This is a genomic window from Paenalicyclobacillus macrosporangiidus, from assembly GCF_900116805.1.
GTDB lineage: Bacteria > Bacillota > Bacilli > Alicyclobacillales > Alicyclobacillaceae > Alicyclobacillus_H > Alicyclobacillus_H macrosporangiidus.
On record NZ_FPBV01000020.1, the window covers coordinates 46,683 to 66,255 of the forward strand.

17 protein-coding genes, 3 tRNA genes and 1 pseudogene are annotated in these 19,573 nt (G+C 57.0%); 13 read left to right on the plus strand and 8 right to left on the minus strand.

All coding sequences use genetic code 11. The features are described 5' to 3' along the window. The first annotated feature begins 55 nt into the window (after positions 1–55). From BM357_RS14840 to BM357_RS14860, 5 genes are read left to right on the plus strand one after another with little or no spacing between them, the layout of a single operon-like run. Positions 56–1,066 (plus strand): NAD-dependent 4,6-dehydratase LegB, encoded by a 1,011-nt coding sequence (locus BM357_RS14840; RefSeq protein WP_074955159.1) that lies wholly within the window; start codon positions 56–58, stop codon positions 1,064–1,066. A gap of 11 nt (positions 1,067–1,077) precedes the next feature. Then, a complete protein-coding gene (locus BM357_RS14845; RefSeq protein WP_245784026.1) occupies positions 1,078–2,271 on the plus strand; it encodes a LegC family aminotransferase in 1,194 nt (397 codons plus the stop codon). Continuing rightward, entirely contained in the window at positions 2,237–3,394 is a 1,158-nt protein-coding gene (gene neuC, locus BM357_RS14850; RefSeq protein ID WP_074955163.1) for a UDP-N-acetylglucosamine 2-epimerase, read from the plus strand. Before BM357_RS14845 ends, neuC begins: the two co-directional genes overlap by 35 nt. Then, on the plus strand, positions 3,394–4,476 hold the full coding sequence (gene neuB / locus BM357_RS14855; RefSeq protein ID WP_074955166.1) for an N-acetylneuraminate synthase: 1,083 nt from the start codon (positions 3,394–3,396) through the stop codon (positions 4,474–4,476). The genes neuC and neuB overlap by 1 nt, the downstream gene beginning before the upstream one ends. After that, entirely contained in the window at positions 4,473–5,099 is a 627-nt protein-coding gene (locus tag BM357_RS14860) for a NeuD/PglB/VioB family sugar acetyltransferase (protein WP_074955169.1), read from the plus strand. The genes neuB and BM357_RS14860 overlap by 4 nt, the downstream gene beginning before the upstream one ends. A gap of 24 nt (positions 5,100–5,123) precedes the next feature. On the opposite strand, the gene BM357_RS14865 is transcribed toward BM357_RS14860, so the two are convergent. The 6 genes from BM357_RS14865 to BM357_RS19470 all read right to left on the minus strand — a co-directional run bounded on the left by BM357_RS14865 (position 5,124) and on the right by BM357_RS19470 (position 10,755). Beyond that, positions 5,124–5,951, minus strand: coding sequence for an SDR family oxidoreductase (locus BM357_RS14865; RefSeq protein ID WP_074955172.1), 828 nt, complete (start codon positions 5,949–5,951; stop codon positions 5,124–5,126). Next, a complete protein-coding gene (locus BM357_RS14870; protein WP_074955175.1) occupies positions 5,948–6,652 on the minus strand; it encodes an acylneuraminate cytidylyltransferase family protein in 705 nt (234 codons plus the stop codon). Before BM357_RS14870 ends, BM357_RS14865 begins: the two co-directional genes overlap by 4 nt. Then, positions 6,649–7,554: a Gfo/Idh/MocA family protein gene (locus BM357_RS14875; protein WP_074955178.1), complete on the minus strand. Its 906-nt coding sequence runs from the start codon at positions 7,552–7,554 to the stop codon at positions 6,649–6,651. The genes BM357_RS14870 and BM357_RS14875 overlap by 4 nt, the downstream gene beginning before the upstream one ends. Next, the gene (locus BM357_RS14880; RefSeq protein ID WP_074955219.1) at positions 7,551–8,579 is read right to left on the minus strand and encodes a nucleotidyltransferase family protein; all 1,029 of its coding nucleotides are present in this window, start codon (positions 8,577–8,579) and stop codon (positions 7,551–7,553) included. Before BM357_RS14880 ends, BM357_RS14875 begins: the two co-directional genes overlap by 4 nt. Positions 8,580–8,691: 112 nt before the next feature. Continuing rightward, positions 8,692–9,831, minus strand: coding sequence for a DUF6385 domain-containing protein (locus BM357_RS14885; protein WP_074955180.1), 1,140 nt, complete (start codon positions 9,829–9,831; stop codon positions 8,692–8,694). Between the two features lie 267 nt (positions 9,832–10,098). Continuing rightward, positions 10,099–10,755: a DUF6385 domain-containing protein gene (locus BM357_RS19470; protein ID WP_139234743.1), complete on the minus strand. Its 657-nt coding sequence runs from the start codon at positions 10,753–10,755 to the stop codon at positions 10,099–10,101. A 114-nt stretch (positions 10,756–10,869) separates the two neighbouring features. Between BM357_RS19470 and BM357_RS14895 the strand changes: the two genes are divergently transcribed. From BM357_RS14895 to BM357_RS14915, 5 genes and pseudogenes are all read left to right on the plus strand, one after another. Next, entirely contained in the window at positions 10,870–11,373 is a 504-nt protein-coding gene (locus BM357_RS14895; RefSeq protein WP_074955188.1) for a hypothetical protein, read from the plus strand. Then, positions 11,360–11,686 (plus strand): hypothetical protein, encoded by a 327-nt coding sequence (locus BM357_RS14900; RefSeq protein WP_074955191.1) that lies wholly within the window; start codon positions 11,360–11,362, stop codon positions 11,684–11,686. Before BM357_RS14895 ends, BM357_RS14900 begins: the two co-directional genes overlap by 14 nt. Continuing rightward, on the plus strand, positions 11,676–13,589 hold the full coding sequence (locus tag BM357_RS14905) for a motility associated factor glycosyltransferase family protein (protein WP_074955194.1): 1,914 nt from the start codon (positions 11,676–11,678) through the stop codon (positions 13,587–13,589). The genes BM357_RS14900 and BM357_RS14905 overlap by 11 nt, the downstream gene beginning before the upstream one ends. A 301-nt stretch (positions 13,590–13,890) precedes the next feature. Continuing rightward, a pseudogene (locus tag BM357_RS14910) lies at positions 13,891–16,457 on the plus strand (molybdopterin-dependent oxidoreductase). 15 nt (positions 16,458–16,472) lie between these two features. Further along, on the plus strand, positions 16,473–17,201 hold the full coding sequence (locus BM357_RS14915; RefSeq protein ID WP_074955197.1) for a helical membrane plugin domain-containing protein: 729 nt from the start codon (positions 16,473–16,475) through the stop codon (positions 17,199–17,201). Positions 17,202–17,293: 92 nt separating this feature from the next. Here the strand turns inward: BM357_RS14915 and BM357_RS14920 are convergent, their stop codons facing one another. Beyond that, positions 17,294–17,956 carry a sulfocyanin-like copper-binding protein gene (locus BM357_RS14920; protein ID WP_074955200.1) on the minus strand — a complete coding sequence of 221 codons (663 nt, stop codon included), beginning with the start codon at positions 17,954–17,956 and terminating at the stop codon, positions 17,294–17,296. 270 nt (positions 17,957–18,226) lie between these two features. Between BM357_RS14920 and BM357_RS14925 the strand changes: the two genes are divergently transcribed. The 3 genes from BM357_RS14925 (at position 18,227) to BM357_RS14935 (ending at position 18,481) form a co-directional block, all read left to right on the plus strand. Beyond that, positions 18,227–18,321: transfer RNA gene (locus BM357_RS14925), tRNA-Ser, on the plus strand. Between the two features lie 5 nt (positions 18,322–18,326). Continuing rightward, positions 18,327–18,403, plus strand: a tRNA-Met gene (locus BM357_RS14930). Positions 18,404–18,406: 3 nt separating this feature from the next. After that, positions 18,407–18,481, plus strand: a tRNA-Thr gene (locus tag BM357_RS14935). An 88-nt stretch (positions 18,482–18,569) separates the two neighbouring features. Here BM357_RS14935 and BM357_RS14940 read toward each other — a convergent pair. After that, on the minus strand, positions 18,570–19,573 hold a 1,004-nt coding region (locus tag BM357_RS14940; RefSeq protein ID WP_139234744.1), incomplete at its 5' end, for a tyrosine-type recombinase/integrase.

Consider the following 19,573-nt stretch of genomic DNA (forward strand, 5'->3'; position numbering starts at 1 on the left):
AATACGATGATCGAAAAGGGAAGATCTCGCGTTGCGACAGATGGGGGGATGAGCGGTGGAGCTCGCCCAGCAAAGAGTGCTGGTCACCGGGGCAGATGGGTTCATCGGCTCACACCTGGTTGAAGAACTGATCCGTGTGGGTGCTGACGTAAGAGCGTTTGTTTTTTACAATGCCTTCAATTCGTTTGGGTGGCTAGATCACCTGCCGAACCCCATCAAATCCCAGATCGACATCGTCTCAGGAGACATACGCGATCCGTATGTAGTCAGAGAGGCGCTTCGTGATCGGGACATTGTCTTTCACTTGGCTGCATTGGTTGGGGTGCCGTACTCTTTTCACGCGCCGCAGACGTACGTGGACACGAACATCAAGGGCACGCTGAACGTCCTCCAAGCAGCTCTCGAGCTGGAGGTCAAGCGGGTCATTCACACTTCAACCAGTGAAGTTTACGGCACCGCTCGATTTGTGCCGATCACCGAGGAACATCCCTTGCACGGTCAATCACCCTACGCGGCCACCAAGATCGCAGCGGATCAGTTGGCCTTGTCTTTTTACCATGCGTTCGCCGTACCTGTCTCCATCATTCGCCCATTCAACACATATGGTCCGAGGCAGTCTCTGCGAGCCGTCATACCGACCATCATCGCGCAAATGGCGACAGGGGCGAGGAGGATTAAACTGGGGTCCCTTCGGCCCACCCGCGACTTTACGTATGTGAAAGACACGGTCCGCGGATTCACCGCGATGGCGCAGTCGGATTCCTCTGTAGGCCAAGTGATAAACATTGGCAGCAACGATGAGATCTCAATTGGCGATCTCGTGCAATTGATCACTGAGGTGATGGGGGTTGAAGCGGAAGTGGAAGTGGACACGGATCGACTTCGCCCGTTGACCAGCGAGGTGGAACGCCTATGGGCGGATAACTCGAAAGCCCGACAACTCCTCGGCTGGACTCCTGAATACCACGGGCGCGATGGATTGACGCGTGGCTTGCGGGAAACGGTGGCATGGTTTACGGACCGAGCAAATCTTCGCGGCTATAAGCCGTATATGTACAACCTATGATGAAAGTGCAAATGGTCAACGACATCTTGTGCCGGTTGCGGAGTGTTCTTCCGAACACGGATACGCAGATAGTCCTGCACGAGCCTGATTTTGACGGAAGTGAGTGTGTATTTATCAAAGAGTGCTTGGATCGGCGTTGGGTGTCTTCCGTCGGTGGGTTTGTCGAGCGATTTGAGGCGGACTTGGCGTTATACACGGGTGTCAAGCATGTCATCGCCACGGTGAATGGCACAGCCGCGTTACACATTTGCTTGCTCGTCGCGGGTGTCGAACCAGGCGATGAGGTGTTGGTTCCCGCGCTGACGTTCGTGGCGACAGCCAACGCGGTCTCGTATTGTGGCGGCATCCCTCACCTGGTCGATTGCTCGGAAGAAACACTGGGCATGGACCCGACGAAGCTGGAATCTTACCTCCAGGACGTGGCTGAGATTCGACCGGACGGCTGTTGGAATCGTATGAGTGGACGGCGGGTGAAAGCCCTGGTGCCGATTCACACGTTTGGGCATCCGGTGGATTTAGACCCGCTCGCAGAATTGTGCCGCCGGTACAAATTGCAACTTATTGAAGATGCAGCAGAGGCGTTGGGCAGTTTCTATAAAGGCCGCCACACTGGGAATTGGGGAAAACTTTCGGCTTTGAGCTTTAACGGAAACAAGATCGTGACGACGGGTGGAGGGGGAGCGATCCTCACAAACGACGACGAATTGGCGCGCATGGCAAGGCATCTCACCACGGTGGCGAAGTTACCGCATCCATGGAAGTTCGTCCATGATCAGATTGGGTACAATTACCGGATGCCGAATCTGAACGCGGCCTTGGGAATCGCGCAATTGCAGCGCTTGCCAGACTTGCTGCGTCTTAAGCGCGAACTGGCGTCCGCGTATCACAAGGCATTTGACGGGGCTCAAGGTTACCGTTGTTTCAAGGAACCACCATTTGCAAGGAGCAATTACTGGCTCAACGCATTGATTTTGGACGAATCGTTTGCAGACTGTTTCGATGAATTGCTCGAGCGCACGAATCGTGAGGGTATCATGACACGGCCGTTTTGGACGCCCTTGCATCAGTTGGAGATGTACAAACATTGTCCACGCATGGATCTCTCTGTGGCAGAGAGTTTGGCAGTGCGGACGGTGAATCTACCAAGCAGTTCGTTTCTGGGAGGATATCATGGCGAAGGCCAGGATCTGTGTGGTCACCGGTAGCCGTGCAGAGTACGGACTGTTGTACGGCGTGATGCGAGAGGTCGAGGCGGACCCAGAGCTTGAGCTGCAGGTTGTTGCGACAGGCATGCACCTCTCACCGGAATTCGGCTTGACGGTCCAATCCATTCAGGCAGATGGGTTTGAAATGACAGAACAGATCGAGATGCTTGTGTCGAGTGATACTCCGGTCGGTATGACCAAATCCATCGGCCTTGGGGTGATTGGGTTTGCGGACGCCCTGCAGAGGCTGCGTCCGGATATCGTCATCGTGCTTGGGGATCGTTTTGAAATATTCGCTGCGGCACTGGCCGCGTACGTTGCGCGCATACCCATCGCGCACATCGGGGGAGGAGACGTGACCGAGGGAGCCCTTGATGAAGCCATCCGGCACAGCATTACGAAGATGGCATCCCTTCATTTCGTGACAAATGAGGCCTCGCGTCGGCGCGTGTGTCAACTCGGTGAGGATCCAGCCCGTGTCTTCAATGTCGGTCACCCTGGTATCGACCGCATTGTGCGATTGTCGTTGCTGCCTCGAGACGAGTTGGAACGCGCCTTGGGGTTTCGCTTTTTATCACGAAATCTGTTGGTGACATTCCATCCAGTCACGCTGGGAAACAGGGATTCGACGGCAGAGTTTGACGAACTGCTGGACGCACTGGACCAGCTTGGAGAGAAAACGGGTATTTTGTTCACCAAGCCGAACGCGGACCCCCATGGACGCAGGCTTGCCGAAATGGTCGATGGATTTGTATGCGACCACCCAAATGCCAAAGCGTATCCTTCACTCGGGTCACAGTATTATTTCAGCGTTGCCAAGTGGGTCGACGCGGTGGTCGGGAATTCTTCCAGCGGCATTTATGAAATTCCTGCCTTAGGGAAGCCGACAGTGGACATTGGAGATCGGCAGAAGGGAAGGCTGAGGGGAAATTCGGTCATTCATTGTGAAGCCCGCAGAGACGCGATTCTCCGGGCCATTGAGGCGGCTTACCAATTCGATGGTTCGAATATAGAGAACCCGTACGGCGACGGAACAAGCAGCCAAAAGATCGTGCAGGAGTTAAGGCGGCACTTGCAGTCTGGACAGAGTCAGCCCAAACACTTTTACGAGGTGGGAAGCTAATGGCCCATTCGCGCACCTTGATTGTGGCTGAGATTGGTGTCAATCACAACGGCTCGTTGGATCTGGCCAAGCAGCTGGTCGATGCCGCAGTCGCAGCGGGAGCAGATGCGGTGAAATTTCAAACCTTTCTATCAGAAAATTTGGTGCGCACCGATGCGCCCAAACCTGAGTATCAAAGACAGACGACCGTCGCGAACGAATCCCAGTATGACATGCTGCGCAGATTCCAACTGTCCGCCGAAGCGTATCGACAATTGCATGCCCACTGTCAACACCGGCAAATTGGCTTTCTGTCGACACCGTTCGACAACGAAAGTGTAGAGTTGTTGGTCCGCGATCTCGGTGTCTCCATGCTCAAAATCTCGTCAGGGGATGTCACGAACGCACCCTTATTGTTGAAAGCTGCGCAATCTCAGCGGAAGGTAATTCTGTCCACCGGAATGTGCACACTAGGAGAAGTTGAACAGGCCCTGGCGGTACTCGCCTTTGGATTTACGCAACCGCCTGGCGCTCGGCCCAGTTTATCTGAAATGCGTCGCGTGTACAGTTCCGAGGCGGGTCAGCGGGCACTGGCGGAACGGGTGATCCTGTTACACGCCACGTCGGAATACCCTGCCCCATTTCGGGATGTGAATTTACGCGCCATGGACACCCTAGCTGCAGCCTTCCAACTTCCTGTCGGACTGTCAGACCATACGCCTGGCATCGCGGTGGCGGTTGCTGCGGTCGCGCGGGGGGCTGTCGTGATCGAAAAGCACCTTACACTAGACCGGACAATGGAAGGACCGGACCACCGAGCGTCCTTGGAGCCGGATGAGTTTCACACTTTGGTTCAGGCCGTCAGACAAGTGGAGGATGCGTTGGGATCGCCCGCCAAACTGCCCACGATGGGGGAGCAAAAAACCGCTGAGTTGGTTCGCCGGAGCATTGTGGCGGCTCGCCTCATTCAGACTGGAGAGGTGTACTCCGAAGACAATCTTGCCGTCAAACGGCCTGGCCATGGTTTATCTCCCATGTATTACTGGGAATTGATTGGTAAGACAGCTGCGAAAACCTTTCACAAGGACGAGATGATCCGGTGAATATCGCCATTTTCGGCGCTTCCGGACTGGCGGTGGAAGTGGCTGATATCTGCCGGGAAATCGGATATGACAGCGTGATGCTCATCGACAGGGACAAGAGGACGGGCGAGGTTTCCGGATTTCCGGTCACTACCGAGGATCAAGTGCGTGCATTGGCTGATGTCGCCTACCATTTTGTCATCGCCATTGGGCGTCCCGAGATTCGCCGGCGCATTCACCACCGATATCCGGATATCCGGTATGTGAACGTCATTCACCCTGCGGCTACATTCGGTCGACGCCAAAGGTCGGAACTTGAACGAAAGATGGGCAACATCGTCTTTGCGGGGGCTCGGATGACGAGCGACATTCGGTGTAGTCATTTTGGCATCTACAATCAGAATTGCACCATCGCTCACGATTGCATCGTGGAAGATTATGTGACGATTGGGCCAGGAGCGAATATTTCCGGAAATGTCCATCTGAAGGAAGGTGCGTACATCGGAACGGGTGCCATCGTGTTACAGGGTTCATCTGCCGAAAAAAAGATAATCATCGGCAGATATGCCACGGTCGGGGCGGGGGCCGTAGTGACCCGAAATGTCCCCGACCATCAAGTGGTCAAGGGCGTACCGGCCAGGTGACAGACGCGAAGTGGTCGATACCCGTTACCAGGCATGCAATCCGCCATCCACGATGAGGTTATGACCTGTCACGTAACTGGAAGCCTCCGATGCCAAGAAGAGAACCGCACCGACAAGTTCACGGGGTTGCGCCATGCGTTGCATCGGGACCCGATGGGCGTAATTCTTGAGAAACTGGTGGTTCTGCCCGCTTTCCACGCCGCCAGGGATCAACGTGTTGACGCGAATGCCATGCTTCGCCCAGCGCGTCGCCAAATACTTCGTCAAGCCGATGACGCCCGCTTTCGTCGCGGCATAAACGGCCGGTGTGTTGATGGCACCTCCCAGGTAGTTTGATCCCTCGTATATCCGGTCGTCGGGCCCCATCAGACCGTATATGGAGGAAGTTTGTACGATCGATCCTCCTCTGCCGTGTTCAATCATGTGCTTTCCGACGGCCTGCGCCACCAAGAACATACCGTCGAGGTTCACCGACGTCACTTTTCGCCACTGCTCCAGTGTATAGTTTTCGAACGGCGCAAAAAAGGCCTGCAGGTCGTTTGATTTGCTCGCCGCGTTGTTTACAAGGATCTGGATGGGACCCAGTACCTTCGCGACCCTCTGCACCATGCGCTGAACAGACAATGGACTGGAGACGTCGCACGGAACGCCGATGCAGAGCGTTCCATATCGTTGTTCCAGCTCCTTGGAAAATTGTTCAACCTCTGCTTCGTTCAAGTCAATGACTGCGACGCGTGCCCCAAATTCGGCTAACCCGGTGCAAAAGTGGCGGCCCAAAATCCCCAATCCGCCCGTTACAATCGCAGTTTTTGCGGACAAGTCAAACAGATCGCGGTATGTCTCTATCCTCATGGGTTCACCCTTCTTTTGCTGAATACATACTCCACCAGGTCAAAATCCAATCGTGTATCGATGTCGATCGATCTCTCCGCCGGCATGACGTACAACAGCGTTCGCGGGTTGAACAAGGTGTCGCAGCTAAAGAGGCTGTCGCGTTGCCAGACGTACACCGATGCGTTGAGGTCGTAGGTGACCGGGGCGTCTTGCCGTCTGGTGACGGATGTGGCGGGGGGCTTCACCAATGACACGGTCCCGTCCTTCGTCACCTCGACCATATTAAAATAAGGAGATCTCCGAGAGGGGGTACATGACAAAACATTCTGGGCGTCTGATTGTTCCAAGAGACAGACGGCTGCGGCGATATCGTCCACCGTTCTTAACGGTGAGGTGACATCCAGGTCGACGACGGTATCGAACCGGAAGCCGACGTTCCTCTCCACTTCCTTCACACAGTGTTGTACTGCGGGCAGTTTGGGGGCGTCGTCACAGGCCAGCTCGGGGGGACGCAGGACCAGTTGTCGGACGCCGTACGCCTCCGCGATGCGCAGGATATGGTCAGAGTCGCTGCTCACCGCGATCTCGTCAAACAGCTCGGAGCACTGAGCTTGCAAAACGGAATGGGCGATGAGCGGTTTGCCCAACACGTTTCGGATATTTTTGTCAGGTACCCCTTTCGACCCAGCCCGCGCGCAGATGGTGCAGATCCTTTTCATCGTATCATCCACCCGCCTTCGATGATGGACTGTTCCGCGTTCAGGATCAGGTTGAGTGTTTCCTGTGCTTCCGCAACGGAACAGAGTGTGGTGAAGTCACCCGCAAGCAGCGCCTGGTGCTGTGCCAGATACGTTGCGTCGAGGTCGCACGGGTACGTCTCAGTGCAGTCATCGGTTTGCAGCGTGTTCTGGACCAAGTCTGCCCGATACGTATGAGCATCCGTGTTGATGAGGATCTCTCGTCTCCGGGCCCGGTCTAGATAATTCATCTGTATGTTCACGATGGGGCAATCGTTCGTGCTCATCAGAAGCGAAACGGCGTCCTCGCTGTCGATCTCCAGGTGGCTGTAGTGCCCGCCGACGGCCACAACCCTCGTCCATGTTCCAAACAACCATTGGGTATAGTCGAGTTCATGGCTGAGGTCACGGAGTACACCTCCCCCTTTTGCGCGCCTTGCAGAGTAGCAGTCCCGGTAATCGCCAGGACGCCAGGCCGGGAGGTATTGTCCCGCGTACACTTGGACGGAGATGACAGATTGTGACCGCAGTCGCTGTTTGAGTTGATGCAGTACCGGGTGGAACCTGAGATTGTACCCCACGAACACCTTTTGTTGATGAAGAGGCAGATGGTGCGGTTTGTCGAATAACGGTTTCTCAACCAGGATGGGTCCATCATGGCCAATGGCAAGCAGTCCGGCCAACGTATCGCAGTGTTCCGATGTTCGATTTGCAATGACCACATATTCAGGCTTGAATTCTTGCAACGCTTCGGCCATGGTCCGATACACTGGGAAAGGGATGGAATCCTGACAACTGACCACGGCAACCCGGCATCCCAGTTCGAGAAGGATGCGGCAATGACGTTGTCCAATCGAGCCAAATCCGATGACGAGTGTTTTCATAGGAACACCTCACCGTATTCTTGATTGGCCCGTACGTAATCGTCCATTTTTCCGATGTCCAGCCAGTATTCCCGGACCGGAAAGACATGGACAGGGGATTTTTGTGAGGCGAGTCGGTCGAATAAGGACGTCATATCGATGCAGGTATCCTTCTCCAGGAGTCGCAACACCTCTGGTGCGATGACGTAGATACCCGCATTGACAAACATGCGTTGTACTGGTTTTTCCTCCATAGCGAGGAAGTTGTGTCCATCGATGTGCACAACGCCATATGGGATCGCATGGACGTGTTCTCGGATGCACATGGTCGCGATGCTTTGATTTTCGGTATGAAACGCAAGCAAATGACCAAAGTCGACGCTGGTGAGCAGATCACCATTCATCACGAGGATGGGCTGCGCCGGCTCGTGCGGAAGGAGAGAAAGCGCACCCGCGGTGCCGAGACGCTTCTGTTCTCGGAGGTACTCGATGCGCACGCCCCATTTTCTGCCGTCGCCAAAATAACTCTCGATCATTTCCGCCCTGTAGTTCACCGAAAAGAAAAAGCGATGAAACGAGTGGGCGATGAGAGATTCCAAGATGATTTCCAGAATCGGCTTCGGCCCGACTTTGAGCAAAGGTTTTGGGCATGTATCCGTAAGCGGAGCCAGCCTGGTACCCAATCCTCCTGCCATGATGACAACCCAGTTCTCCCGTTTCGGAGAATCGACGTAGTCTTCGAACATTTCCAGGCCGATGACACGTCGTCCGCCATCCACGACGGGAATGCGGCGGACTCCTTTACGAAGCATCAGGGCATAAATGGTTTGTGAAGGCGTGCCGTGTGCGACCACGGTGGGGTACATGTTCATAATGGAGCGGACCGGCTCATTCAAGCCAACGCCTCGCAAGATAGCCCGCCGCACGTCGCCGTCCGTGACGGTTCCCATCAACCGTGAGTGGTCATCCACAACCAGAGCGATCTGTCGTGCATCCGCGTCGATGATCTGGATGGTTTCCTGTAACGAAGTCGTGGGTGCTATCATGATGTGGCTGCATGTCCTCACAATGCATCACTCCGCTTGTTCAAGTTGCCGAATAGACAAGCGAGCCCTGGAGAATTCTCCAGGGCAAAAATCACGAAAGTGGCGTTCCGAATCATACATGGCCTTGGGCGAACGTTTGCAGCGTGCTGCCGGTCGCATCCGCTTTTTTCGCCGCCATGCGCACGTACTTGGTGAACCGTCCTGGCGTAAAGGTGAAAATTTTCCCGGTCGTAAGCGTCTGCACCACGGAGCCAGGGTCATCGTACCAGTTCGTTCCATCCGCGCTCAGCTGAATTTTCGCGTTAACGCTGCCGGCGCCTGTGTTACGCACGGTGAAGGTGAATGCGGACAATTGAAGGACGTCCTGCGCGAGTCCAACCGAATAGGACGTGCTTGACGTAGTCACGATGGATGAAACCACACTTACGGTTGCGCGGCCGCCCAGTTTCACGAACGGTGCGGTGGACGCGATGGACTGAACAAGGGTCACCCGCAGGAGAGAAGCGAGAGACTGGAATACCCGCGTCCTGAGGTTCGATTGGGCTGTCTGGAAGACGCGTGCTTGCAAGTTGGACTGCGCCGTCTGGAACACACCAGCCTGCAAGAGCGAGTGGAGCGACTGGAATACCCGCGTCCTGAGATTTGACTGGGCTGTCTGGAAGACGCGTGCTTGCAAGTTGGACTGCGCCGTCTGGAAGACGCCAGCCTGCAAGAGCGAGTGGAGCGACTGGAATACCCGCGTCCTGAGATTTGACTGGGCTGTCTGGAAGACGCGTGCTTGCAAGTTGGACTGCGCCGTCTGGAAGACGCCAGCCTGCAAGAGCGAGTGGAGCGACTGGAATACCCGCGTCCTGAGATTTGACTGGGCTGTCTGGAAGACGCGTGCTTGCAAGTTGGACTGCGCCGTCTGGAAGACACCAGCCTGCAAGAGCGAGTGGAGCGACTGGAATACCCGCGTCCTGAGATTTGACTGGGCTGTCTGGAAGACGCGTGCTTGCAAGTTGGACTGCGCCGTCTGGAAGACGCCAGCCTGCAAGAGCGAGTGGAGCGACTGGAATACCCGTGCCCTCAGGTTAGACTGTGCCGTCTGAAAGACACGTGCCCTCAAGTTGGACTGCGCCGTCTGGAAGACGCGTGCTTGCAAATTGGATTGCGCCGTCTGGAAGACGCGCGTGTGCAGATTGGATGCTGCAGATTGGAACACTTGGGCTTTGAGCGATGACGCGACTTCTGAAAACACCTTGGTCGACAACGATTTTCATCTCCTTAGGTAGTGTGGTATTGGGTATGAATGGCGATCACCGGTCTTCGGTACATCACCCCCTTTTGCTTTTATGCAGGATGGGGTGGTGCGGTCGGTTGAGCATATCAGCCGACGAGCGAACCTTCGACATATTGTACGAGTGACTTGCATGGACGACACAGGCACCTGGCTAAAGCGAACGCACATTTTCCGCGGGGGAGATTGGAAGCGGCTTGTATACGATCGTGCCGCGTAGGCCCGTTGAACCAACTTTTCTTAGCGCATAATTTGGGCTTGAAATACGATACGCAGTTTGGTGGTCTTTTCTGGGTCAGCACAACGGTACAGTAGTCGTACAAACTTGGAGAAACGTAGTGGGGTAACCACCGTGGTCTGGTTCGGTTGTATGGTCAGGATGCCTTCAAGGTCATCCGCCAAATTCTCATGGTCGGTTCCGACCTGCACAAACACCTGAGCATCGGTGTCCCCCATGTTGTGAATCAGATATACGTACTGAACCGCATGGCTGATATCCTCCAACGGGAGAGGCACAAACTCGTCCATCGCCACCACTGTGTAGCGCTGTTCGCGGAAACTGAGCGTTTGTCGGCGCGCACGGATCTTCGGACGAGTCACGAGTCTTCCCTTTTTGTCGACTTTCACCGGAAGCGCTTTTCGGCCATGGCACCCATAGATCACCACGCGCGATAGGCGCTTGCGGGTTCTGACAACCGGGACCGCAGGGCAGTCGCCATGCGATTGCGTCCGGGCCGACGTGGTATTCCTGCTTGTCTTGGATACCTGAACGTTTGAGCCAAGACACTGGGGCTTCCGATTCGTTTTGCGCATGCCATAGGCACGGACACGTATCTTATTTTTGGAATTCACAACAACGTCGTCCTCTCCTCCCGAGATATTCAGCATGATACGCATGTCTCTGTATCGTGAAGCGGCTAGGACCCATCCATCAGCTGGCGGACGCGTGCCCACTCACCTTGACCGGAAACGGCTTATGTTATGAAGACTCCAGGAGGAGGGGGGAGGCGGATGAACCTGACTGAAGGCCATTTGACTTCTTTAACACAAGAAATAGAACAATGGTACGCATGGCTCATCAGGAAAATCACCGACAGTGATTATCCAGACGTACGTGCCAAAAGCTGCGACTACGTGAATCGAGTCCGCCGTACCGCGTACCAAACACTGGGTGAGACAGACTGGTTTATACAAACGGGATCGCAAGCTCTATATCAGGAGAAAAACGGGCAACTCGCCGGGAGAGGAGGAGCAATGGAAATGGCTTGTCAACCAAATTTCCGACAAACCTTGTGTTCTGCAATCGAAAAATGGTATGCATGGCTTATCTCCAATCCGAATCCGCTATTCAATTCCGACGATATGGTCCGAATGCAAGCCCCGGTCGTGTATTTTCACCAAACCACCGAATGGTTGAGCCGGACAACCATACTGAATACCGATTGGTTCTTCGACAAGGGTTCCCATGTGGTCATGAATCGATGGAGAAAGGAGGACTACGATGCGTACGAGTGAACCGGAGCGTAATTTTGTCTCTTTCATCGAGCGGGGGTGTGACGCTTGGCGCAGAGGGGACGACTCTGAAGGAGTGAGTTGGTTTCAACAAGCATGCATCCTCTGGCTTGATGCATTAGAACGAGAACCGTTGGAGGAAAACGAAGCGTGCGCGAAGACGCGTGATGAGATAACGAATTGGATGGGCAAGCTCATGGACTGTCTCGAGGGCTGCGACATGATCCGGGCGACGGACATCCTCGAGTTCAACATCTTGCCGCTCTTGAAGTCAAAGGAAGTCCAAGATGAAGGGAGTTATAGGTGTGAAAAATGAAATTTTTTTAGATAATCTGCAATTACTGCCCGATCCCATAAAACAACTCGTGTTGAGTGTGGGGGACGGTGTCGATCTCCCTGAGTCGGTGCGCATCGTCACGGGGGACTTAGGATGGCCGGTGGCCCTTGTGAAGCTAGGTGATACTTTCGTGCACACAAATAGTCTGATGGATCCGTGGGATGAGGCCAAGCGATGGGCTGAAACGTTGGACTACAAAGATGTCATGGTGAGCTTCATTTACGGATGCGGTTTCGGTTATCCGCTGTTAGAGTATGCGAAGCGCAAGAAACCGTACACAGAGACCATCATTTTTGAGCGCAACATCGATCTGTTTTACGCGATGTTAAGCCGCATCGACATGCGGCCTCTATTGAAAGACCAGTCGGTGCATGTTGTCCTTGGCGACATACAACAGATGCGAGCACAATTGGAGGAGATTATTACAGCTGACTTTTTGCTGCGAGCGACCAAACCGGCATCATTCTTTACCTGGCTGGCTCACCGGAATGAAAAAGAAGGCTATCTTGAAATTCATGATTGGATATGGAATACACTGGAACTCCACCTGAGCAGTGTGGGGAACTCTGTTCATGATACGCTGGTTGGAATGTATAACACCCTGGACAACGTCGACAGGGTTCTGGACAGCATTTCGTTGAGTTCGTTGCGGGGAGCATTTGCGGGGAAGCCGGCGCTTATTGTCGCAAATGGCCCGTCTCTGGACAAAAACATTGATGCACTTGTCCAGGCGACAGGAAAATCGATCGTTCTCACGGCTGAATCTGCACTGCGGCCTTGCTTGAGACGAAATATCCGACCGGACGCCGTGTGTGTGACCGAACGCACGCCCAACGTGTATCACATCCATTTTGAACACGAGCATTTCCCGAAAGAATTGGTACTTGTGGGTTTGACTTTGATGGACCCGAGAATCCCGCAGAGATTCCCAGGCCCGTGGGTACCGGTATTCCGGAAAGGTGAATCAACAGGGAAGTGGATACAGCAGTGCATCGCGGATGATCTCGAAGGTCTCCATGGAGGAGGGTCCTCGGCGCATCTGGCCTTCGAGTTTGCCTTGTGGCTAGGCGCGAATCCCGTGATTTTCGTCGGCCAGGACCTGGCCTTCGGCCCAAATAAGACGACACACAGCAGGTTGTCGGCGTATTCCGAGGACTACCTCGCGGAACAAGTGCAATGGCTTCAGAGTCAGCCAACCTATTCTGTTCCAGGGGTGAACGGAGAGCGTGTCCTGACCACAAAGACGTGGTATGAGTTCAAGACGTGGTTTGAGCAACAGATCAGTTTGCATCCCGAAACAAGATTCATCGATGCCACGGAAGGGGGCGCCTATATTCAGGGAACGGAATTGATGACCCTGCGAGAAGCGATAGAAACCTTTTGTCACGAACCCCTGCCGATGGACCTGTACCACCGCGTGATAACGATGAACCACGCTTCAAGCGATCTCGATCGTCAGGGAAAATATGGCGCTTTGTTGACACGAATTCGGCAACTGAGAGATCAGTTTCATCAGTTGGCAGATGCTGCAGATGAGGATATTCGAAACTGTCAATTGGTCGAGAGGGCTTGTCTCTTGCACGAAAAATATCCAGGCACAGTCTTGCCGCCATTCATTGAGACGCTGTTTCAAAAGAGTGCCAACGCTTTTCGCAAGTATGCGGTGGATGAGTTTATCGTCCCCTTTACCCAGCAGATCATCTTCGCCATGCACAAAAAGATCAATGACGTGGGTGAAGTGGATACAGTGGAACGCTTGAAAAGTGTGACAACGCTTCAGGGTCAGATGATTCGGGATATACAGCAAATATGTCGCTTGGTGGAGCAACACTTCGACTTGGCCGAGAAGCGAGTGATCAGTCGTACAACGATCAAGGAATGACCAGGGGTCGATGACCCTGATGATGGTTCCCGCCCACACGAACAGGCCGCGGGCGACCTGGGCCGAATCCGCCCCTGCAGGTGTTTTTTCCTCCTCTCCGTGGGAACCTGATGGAGACAGCAAGTTGCGGACCCGGTAGGTATCCCGTGGCCGGGGCCGCACGTTCGGAGGGGAGGAACACAACAACATGTCCGGCGCGACCCATGTGCAAGACAAGACATCTCGCACCACCGGGCCCCTACCTGGCGTCGGCCCTACGTCCGCGCCCACGCCGGCTCGTGCCGCGGCATCGGCGCCGACCATGCGGGTGAGCGTCGATGGCCGGGAGGTGGTGGTGCCGGCGGGATCGAACGTGCTCGCCGCGGTGTTACAGACGGACGAGCGGTTCCCGCATATCTGCTACCACCCGGCGCTGGGACCTATTCAGACCTGCGACACGTGCATCGCGGAGATCGACGGGAAGCTGCAGCGGGCGTGCGCCGTGGAGGCAAAGGAGGGGATGCAGGTTCGGACCAAGGCTGTGGCGGCACGCTGGACACGCAAGGAGGCGATGGACCGCATCCTGCACAACCACGAGCTCTACTGCACCGTGTGCGACAACAACAACGGCAACTGCGTGGTCCACAACACGGCGATGGCCATGAACATCGAGCACCAAAAGTACCCGTTCTCACCGAAGCCGTACGAGCAGGACAACTCCCACCCGTTCTACCGCTACGATCCCGATCAGTGTGTCCTTTGCGGCCGCTGCGTCGAGGCGTGCCAGAACCTACAGGTGAGCGAGGTGCTGTCCATCGATTGGTCGCGCGAGCGGCCGCGGGTCATCTGGGATGACGACGTACCCATCAACGAATCGTCCTGCGTCTCCTGTGGCCACTGCGTGACCGTGTGTCCGTGCAACGCCTTGATGGAGAAGTCGATGCTGGGCGAGGCCGGGTTTTTGACCGGGCTCGATCCCGCTTTACTGGAACGGATGATCCACCTCACCAAGGAGACGGAACCGGGGTATGGGCCCATCTTCACCGTCTCCGAGGTGGAGGCGAAGATGCGCGAGGCCCGCATCCAGCGGACGAAGACCGTCTGCACCTACTGCGGTGTTGGCTGCAGCTTCGACATCTGGACGAAGGGCCGCAAGATCCTGAAGATCCAACCGCGGATGGAGGCCCCGGCCAACCAGATCTCCACCTGCGTCAAAGGCAAGTTCGGGTGGGAGTGGGTGAACCATCGGGATCGACTGCTCACGCCGCTCATCCGCCGCGGCGACGAGTTCGTGCCCGCCACCTGGGACGAGGCCCTGGACCTGGTGGCGCAGCGGCTGACCGAGATCAAGCAGACGTACGGGCCCGACGCCATCGGCTACATCTCATCGTCAAAATGCACCAATGAGGAAAACTACCTGATGCAGAAGTTCGCCCGCGCCGTCATGGGCACGAACAACATCGACAACTGCTCGCGGTACTGCCAGACCCCGGCCACCGAGGGGCTGCACCGCACCGTCGGGTACGGCGGAGACTCGGGTTCCATCCGTGACATCGAGATGGCCGATCTGGTTATCGTGATTGGCGCCAATCCGGCCGAGTCGCACCCGGTCCTCTCCACGCGCGTGCGGCGGGCGCACAAAAAGCGCGGCCAGAAGCTGATTGTGGCGGACCTGCGCCGGCACGATCTCGCCCGCCGGGCGGACCCGTATCTGCACCCCAACCCCGGGACGGACCTGGTGTGGATTTGCGCGGTCACGAAGTACATCCTCGACCAGGGCTGGGAGGACAAGGATTTTCTGCGCGATCGCGTCAACGGCTTGGATGCATTTCGGGCGTCCCTGGAACCGTATACGCTCGATCACGCCGCCGAAGTCACGGGCATCGGCAAGGACGACCTGATCCGCGTTGCCGAGATGATCCGCGAGGCGAGCACCACCTGCATCCTCTGGGCGATGGGCGTCACCCAACACGTCGGCGGCAGCGAGACGTCGACGGCCATCTGCAACCTGCTACTGGTGACCGGCAACTTCGGCCGTCCGGGTACGGGCGCGTACCCGCTGCGCGGGCACAACAACGTCCAGGGCGCCGGGGATTTCGGCTGTGCGCCGCTGTACCTGCCGGGATACGAGCGGGTGGCCGACCCGGCCGTGCGAGAAAAGTACGAGCGCGCCTGGGCGCTAATTGGACGTACACCCATCCGTCGGAGATCATGGCGGAGGCGGCGTCGTTGGCCGAACTCTTTCGGGGCGTGTCGTACCAGCGGCTGGAAGGGTACCGGAGCCTCCAGTGGCCGGTGCGTGAGGACGGCACGGACACGCCGCTGCTGTACACGGATGGGTTTCCTTTCCCCGACGGCAAGGCACGCCTGTATCCCGTGACGTGGAAGCCCCCGGTGGAAATGCCCCCGGGGTACGACGTGCACGTGAACAACGGGCGCATCCTGGAGCACTTTCACGAGGGCAACCTCACGTACCGGGTCCGAGGCATCGAGCGGAAGGTGCCGAAGGCATACGTGGAGGTCTCGCCGGAGTTGGCGGCGGAGCGGGGCATCCAGGACGGGGCGTTGGTGCGCCTGACGTCCCCATATGGGAGCGTGAAGCTGCGGGCGGTCGTCACGGATCGCGTGCAGGGCAACGAGATGTACCTGCCGATGAACACATGGCACGACGATGATGCGGTGAACTACCTGACGAGCAGTTACCACGACGACGTCACGCATACCCCGGCGTACAAGGAGGTCCAGGTGCGGCTGGAGGTGCTGCGGCCCGACGGGGAGTCCCCTTTGGTCAGGGGCAATTTCCGGCTGGGTCACCCGAATCCGCAGCAGGGCGTACGGGTGGAGGAAAAGTGGAAGCGCGCGGACTACCAACCGCTCGTCGAAGCGTGAGGGAGGGGAGCACAGATGGCCAAGGCGATTCAGACCGTACGCTGGCCGGAACCGGAACCGGCCGCGGAGGCGTCGTCACAGCGGACACGGCTGCAAGACGTGGTGACGGAGGAAGCCCAGGCGTTGGAAAAGCTCGTGCGGCTAGCGGGATACCTGGACGATGCCGGGCTGGTCGACATCGCCAATGCCCTGCTGGCCCAGCGCCGGCAGGTCATGGAGATCCTCGTGCGCCAGGCGGAAAAACCAGGGACCTTGGGGTTGGTGAAGAGCGTGATCGCGCTGACCCAGGGATTGAGCCAGACAGACCCGCAGGCTTTGCGCCACCTGTTTGCCGGCCTGTCGGCCGCAGGAGCGGCAGTGGGAGGGGCCATGGGCGGCGCCGTGGGAGCGGCGGCGAGAAGTGGGGCCGAAGACGCGGCGGGGGACACGGACGGAGATGCGGGGGAAGACGCGGGCGAAGACGCGGGCGAAGACGCGGGCGAAGACGCGGGCGAAGACGCGGGCGAAGATGCGGGCGAAGATGCGGGGGAAGACGCGGGCGAAGACGCGGATGGAGACCCGGCCGCGAAGGCGTCGCGCGGCCGGCGGCCCCTCGGGGTGGGCGGAATCTTCGGCCTGTGGCGCGCGATGCGGGACCCGGATGTGGCCGCCGGCCTCGGCGTGATGATGGAGATGCTGCGCGGCATCGGGGCCAGTGTCCGGAAGGCGCGTGCGGACGCGGACGACGGGACCGGGGCCCGGTAGGGCACGGGAGATGGGGGTGCAGCGGGGGCCGGGCAGGGCACGAGAGTCGCGAACAGAACCGGAGGGAGAAGCCGGTGAAGCCGGCAGTGAGTTCAGCTGCTGGCCACAAGGGTGCGTCCGCCGTCGTGCAAATGGGGCGTGTCGACGTCGGTGGAGACGTTGAGGATGGCGAGAATGCCGTCGCGGTGACCGGGGGTGGCGCAGACGATGGCGTAGCGTCCCGGCGTGCGGCCCTTGAAGAGAAACGACTGGGTAGTGCCGACCGCTCCGCGTCCAATCACGTGCCGGTCCTGCGCCGCCGCACCGAGGGCCGTGTCGTAGGTCACCAGCATGGCACTATGCAAGGTGTTGTCATTGTGGAAAACGACGTTCACTTGCCAGCCCTGCGGGATGGTGAGCGTGGGCGGGCGTACGGCAGAGGCATGGTGATGCTGGTTGGGGGCGATCGCGGTCATGCGGAAGCGTACCGTGTGGCGTGCGGGATCGATCTGAATGCTCGAATCGGCAATCACCTGTTGGCGAACGTACAACTCGGGCTTCGTCGGATTCAAGGGCAGCCGATCCCCGGGGATATCGCGCAGGTCGGTGGCGGCCGAGGCCCAACCGCCCGCTGCGTTAAGGGTGCGCCCGTTTTCGCTGGTTCTGTCCGTACAGGCCGGGATCAGGGCGACCAATGCCAGGGCGACCGTCGTTCCGGCGATTCGGCAGAGCTGAAGATGGATGGGACGATGAGGACGGCCGTGTGAACGCTGCATGTCCACTTCCTCCTTGCGCGCACGTACCTTACCGCACGTGCCTTACATTTAACGTAGTGGTAAGGTCCCTCGCGGGCGGAATTTTATGCCTATCCGCTGGGCGACGCGCCGTCCGCTTCACGCATTGCCGGGACGGAAGCCCGGATGTGGTCAGGAAGAATTTGGCGCGAACGCAGGGCGAAAAATTTGAGGCACCCCTCTTGATAGGACGGGCAGATCATGCTAACATACTCACTGTCGCGTTACCCGTCAGTCCTGTTTCGAGCACTTGGAGAGATGTCCGAGTTGGTCGAAGGAGCACGACTGGAAATCGTGTAGGTGGGCTTAAACCCGCCTCGAGGGTTCGAATCCCTCTCTCTCCGCCACGAGTGGCGGCGTAGCTCAGCTGGTCAGAGCACACGGTTCATACCCGTGGCGTCGGTGGTTCGAATCCACCCGCCGCCACCACATGCCACCTTGGCTCAGGGGTAGAGCGGCTCACTCGTAATGAGCAGGTCGTCGGTTCGAATCCGACAGGTGGCTCCACGAAAAACCCAGAAATGGCGCGGTGTTTCGAGGATCTTTGAATCCGACGAACACCGCGCCATTCGCGTTCTGTGCGCCTTCAGTGCGCCTATTTTCTTTTATGCGCCTCCTGTGCACCGAGGAACATCTGCATGGTTGCAGCAACCTGGTTTTGCATTGTGGGGAGGACATGGGTGTAACGGTCCAAGGTCAACGTGGTATTCGCGTGCCCAAGGCGTTCCGCGACAAGCTTGGGATGCGTGTTCGCCGCCAAAAGGAGCGTTGCCACCGTATGACGCAAATCGTAAATCCGAATGGATTCCGGCAAGCCGAGATCCCTCAGAACCGGTTTGAAGTACCGCCGCGCAATGTTGTGTTGATCGCTGTATCCCCCCAAAGAATTGGGGAACACCAGATTGTTGTCCTCCCAGTATTGGCCTGCCTTTAACCGTTCCTGCGCAATGTGCGCCTTGTGAGCCTTCAAAGTTGCCACGGTGTTGGGTGTTATGACTACACTTCTTCGGGACTTTGCGGTCTTTCCTTCGCCCATATACAATTTTGGCCGTCCAGTGCTCAGGGCCTTGTTGATCTGGATTACGCCGTTCTCCAGGTCTACGTCATCCCATGTTAGTGCCAGCGCCTCTCCTGGCCTCATCCCCGTGTCGAGCAACAGCAGGAAGTACGCACCGTAACGATTGCCCTGTATGGCTGCGATGAACTTGCTGACTTCTTCCGGTGATAACGGCCGCATCTCGCGGCGAGGGACTTTCGGTGGCTCAGCCAGGGAAGCCACATTACGGGCCACCAATCCCCATTTCTCAGCTTGAGACAAAGCGGAATGCAATATGGCATGACATTTTCGCGCGATGTGCGGTCCGTTATTTGTTTCGATGTCGTTGTAGGCTTTCTGAACCTGGTCTGGCCTTAATTCGGAGAGCTTGATATGACCAATGCGGGGGACGAGGTACTGTGATATTGCGATCTCATAATCATCTCGGGTTCGCTCCCGAATCCTTCTTGTTTTGGCCATCTCGAAATGGCCGAAAGCTGACGTTATTGCCTGTCCGAAAATTGCTGAGTAAAATGGCCATATCCTAGGAAAGGAAAGACGCC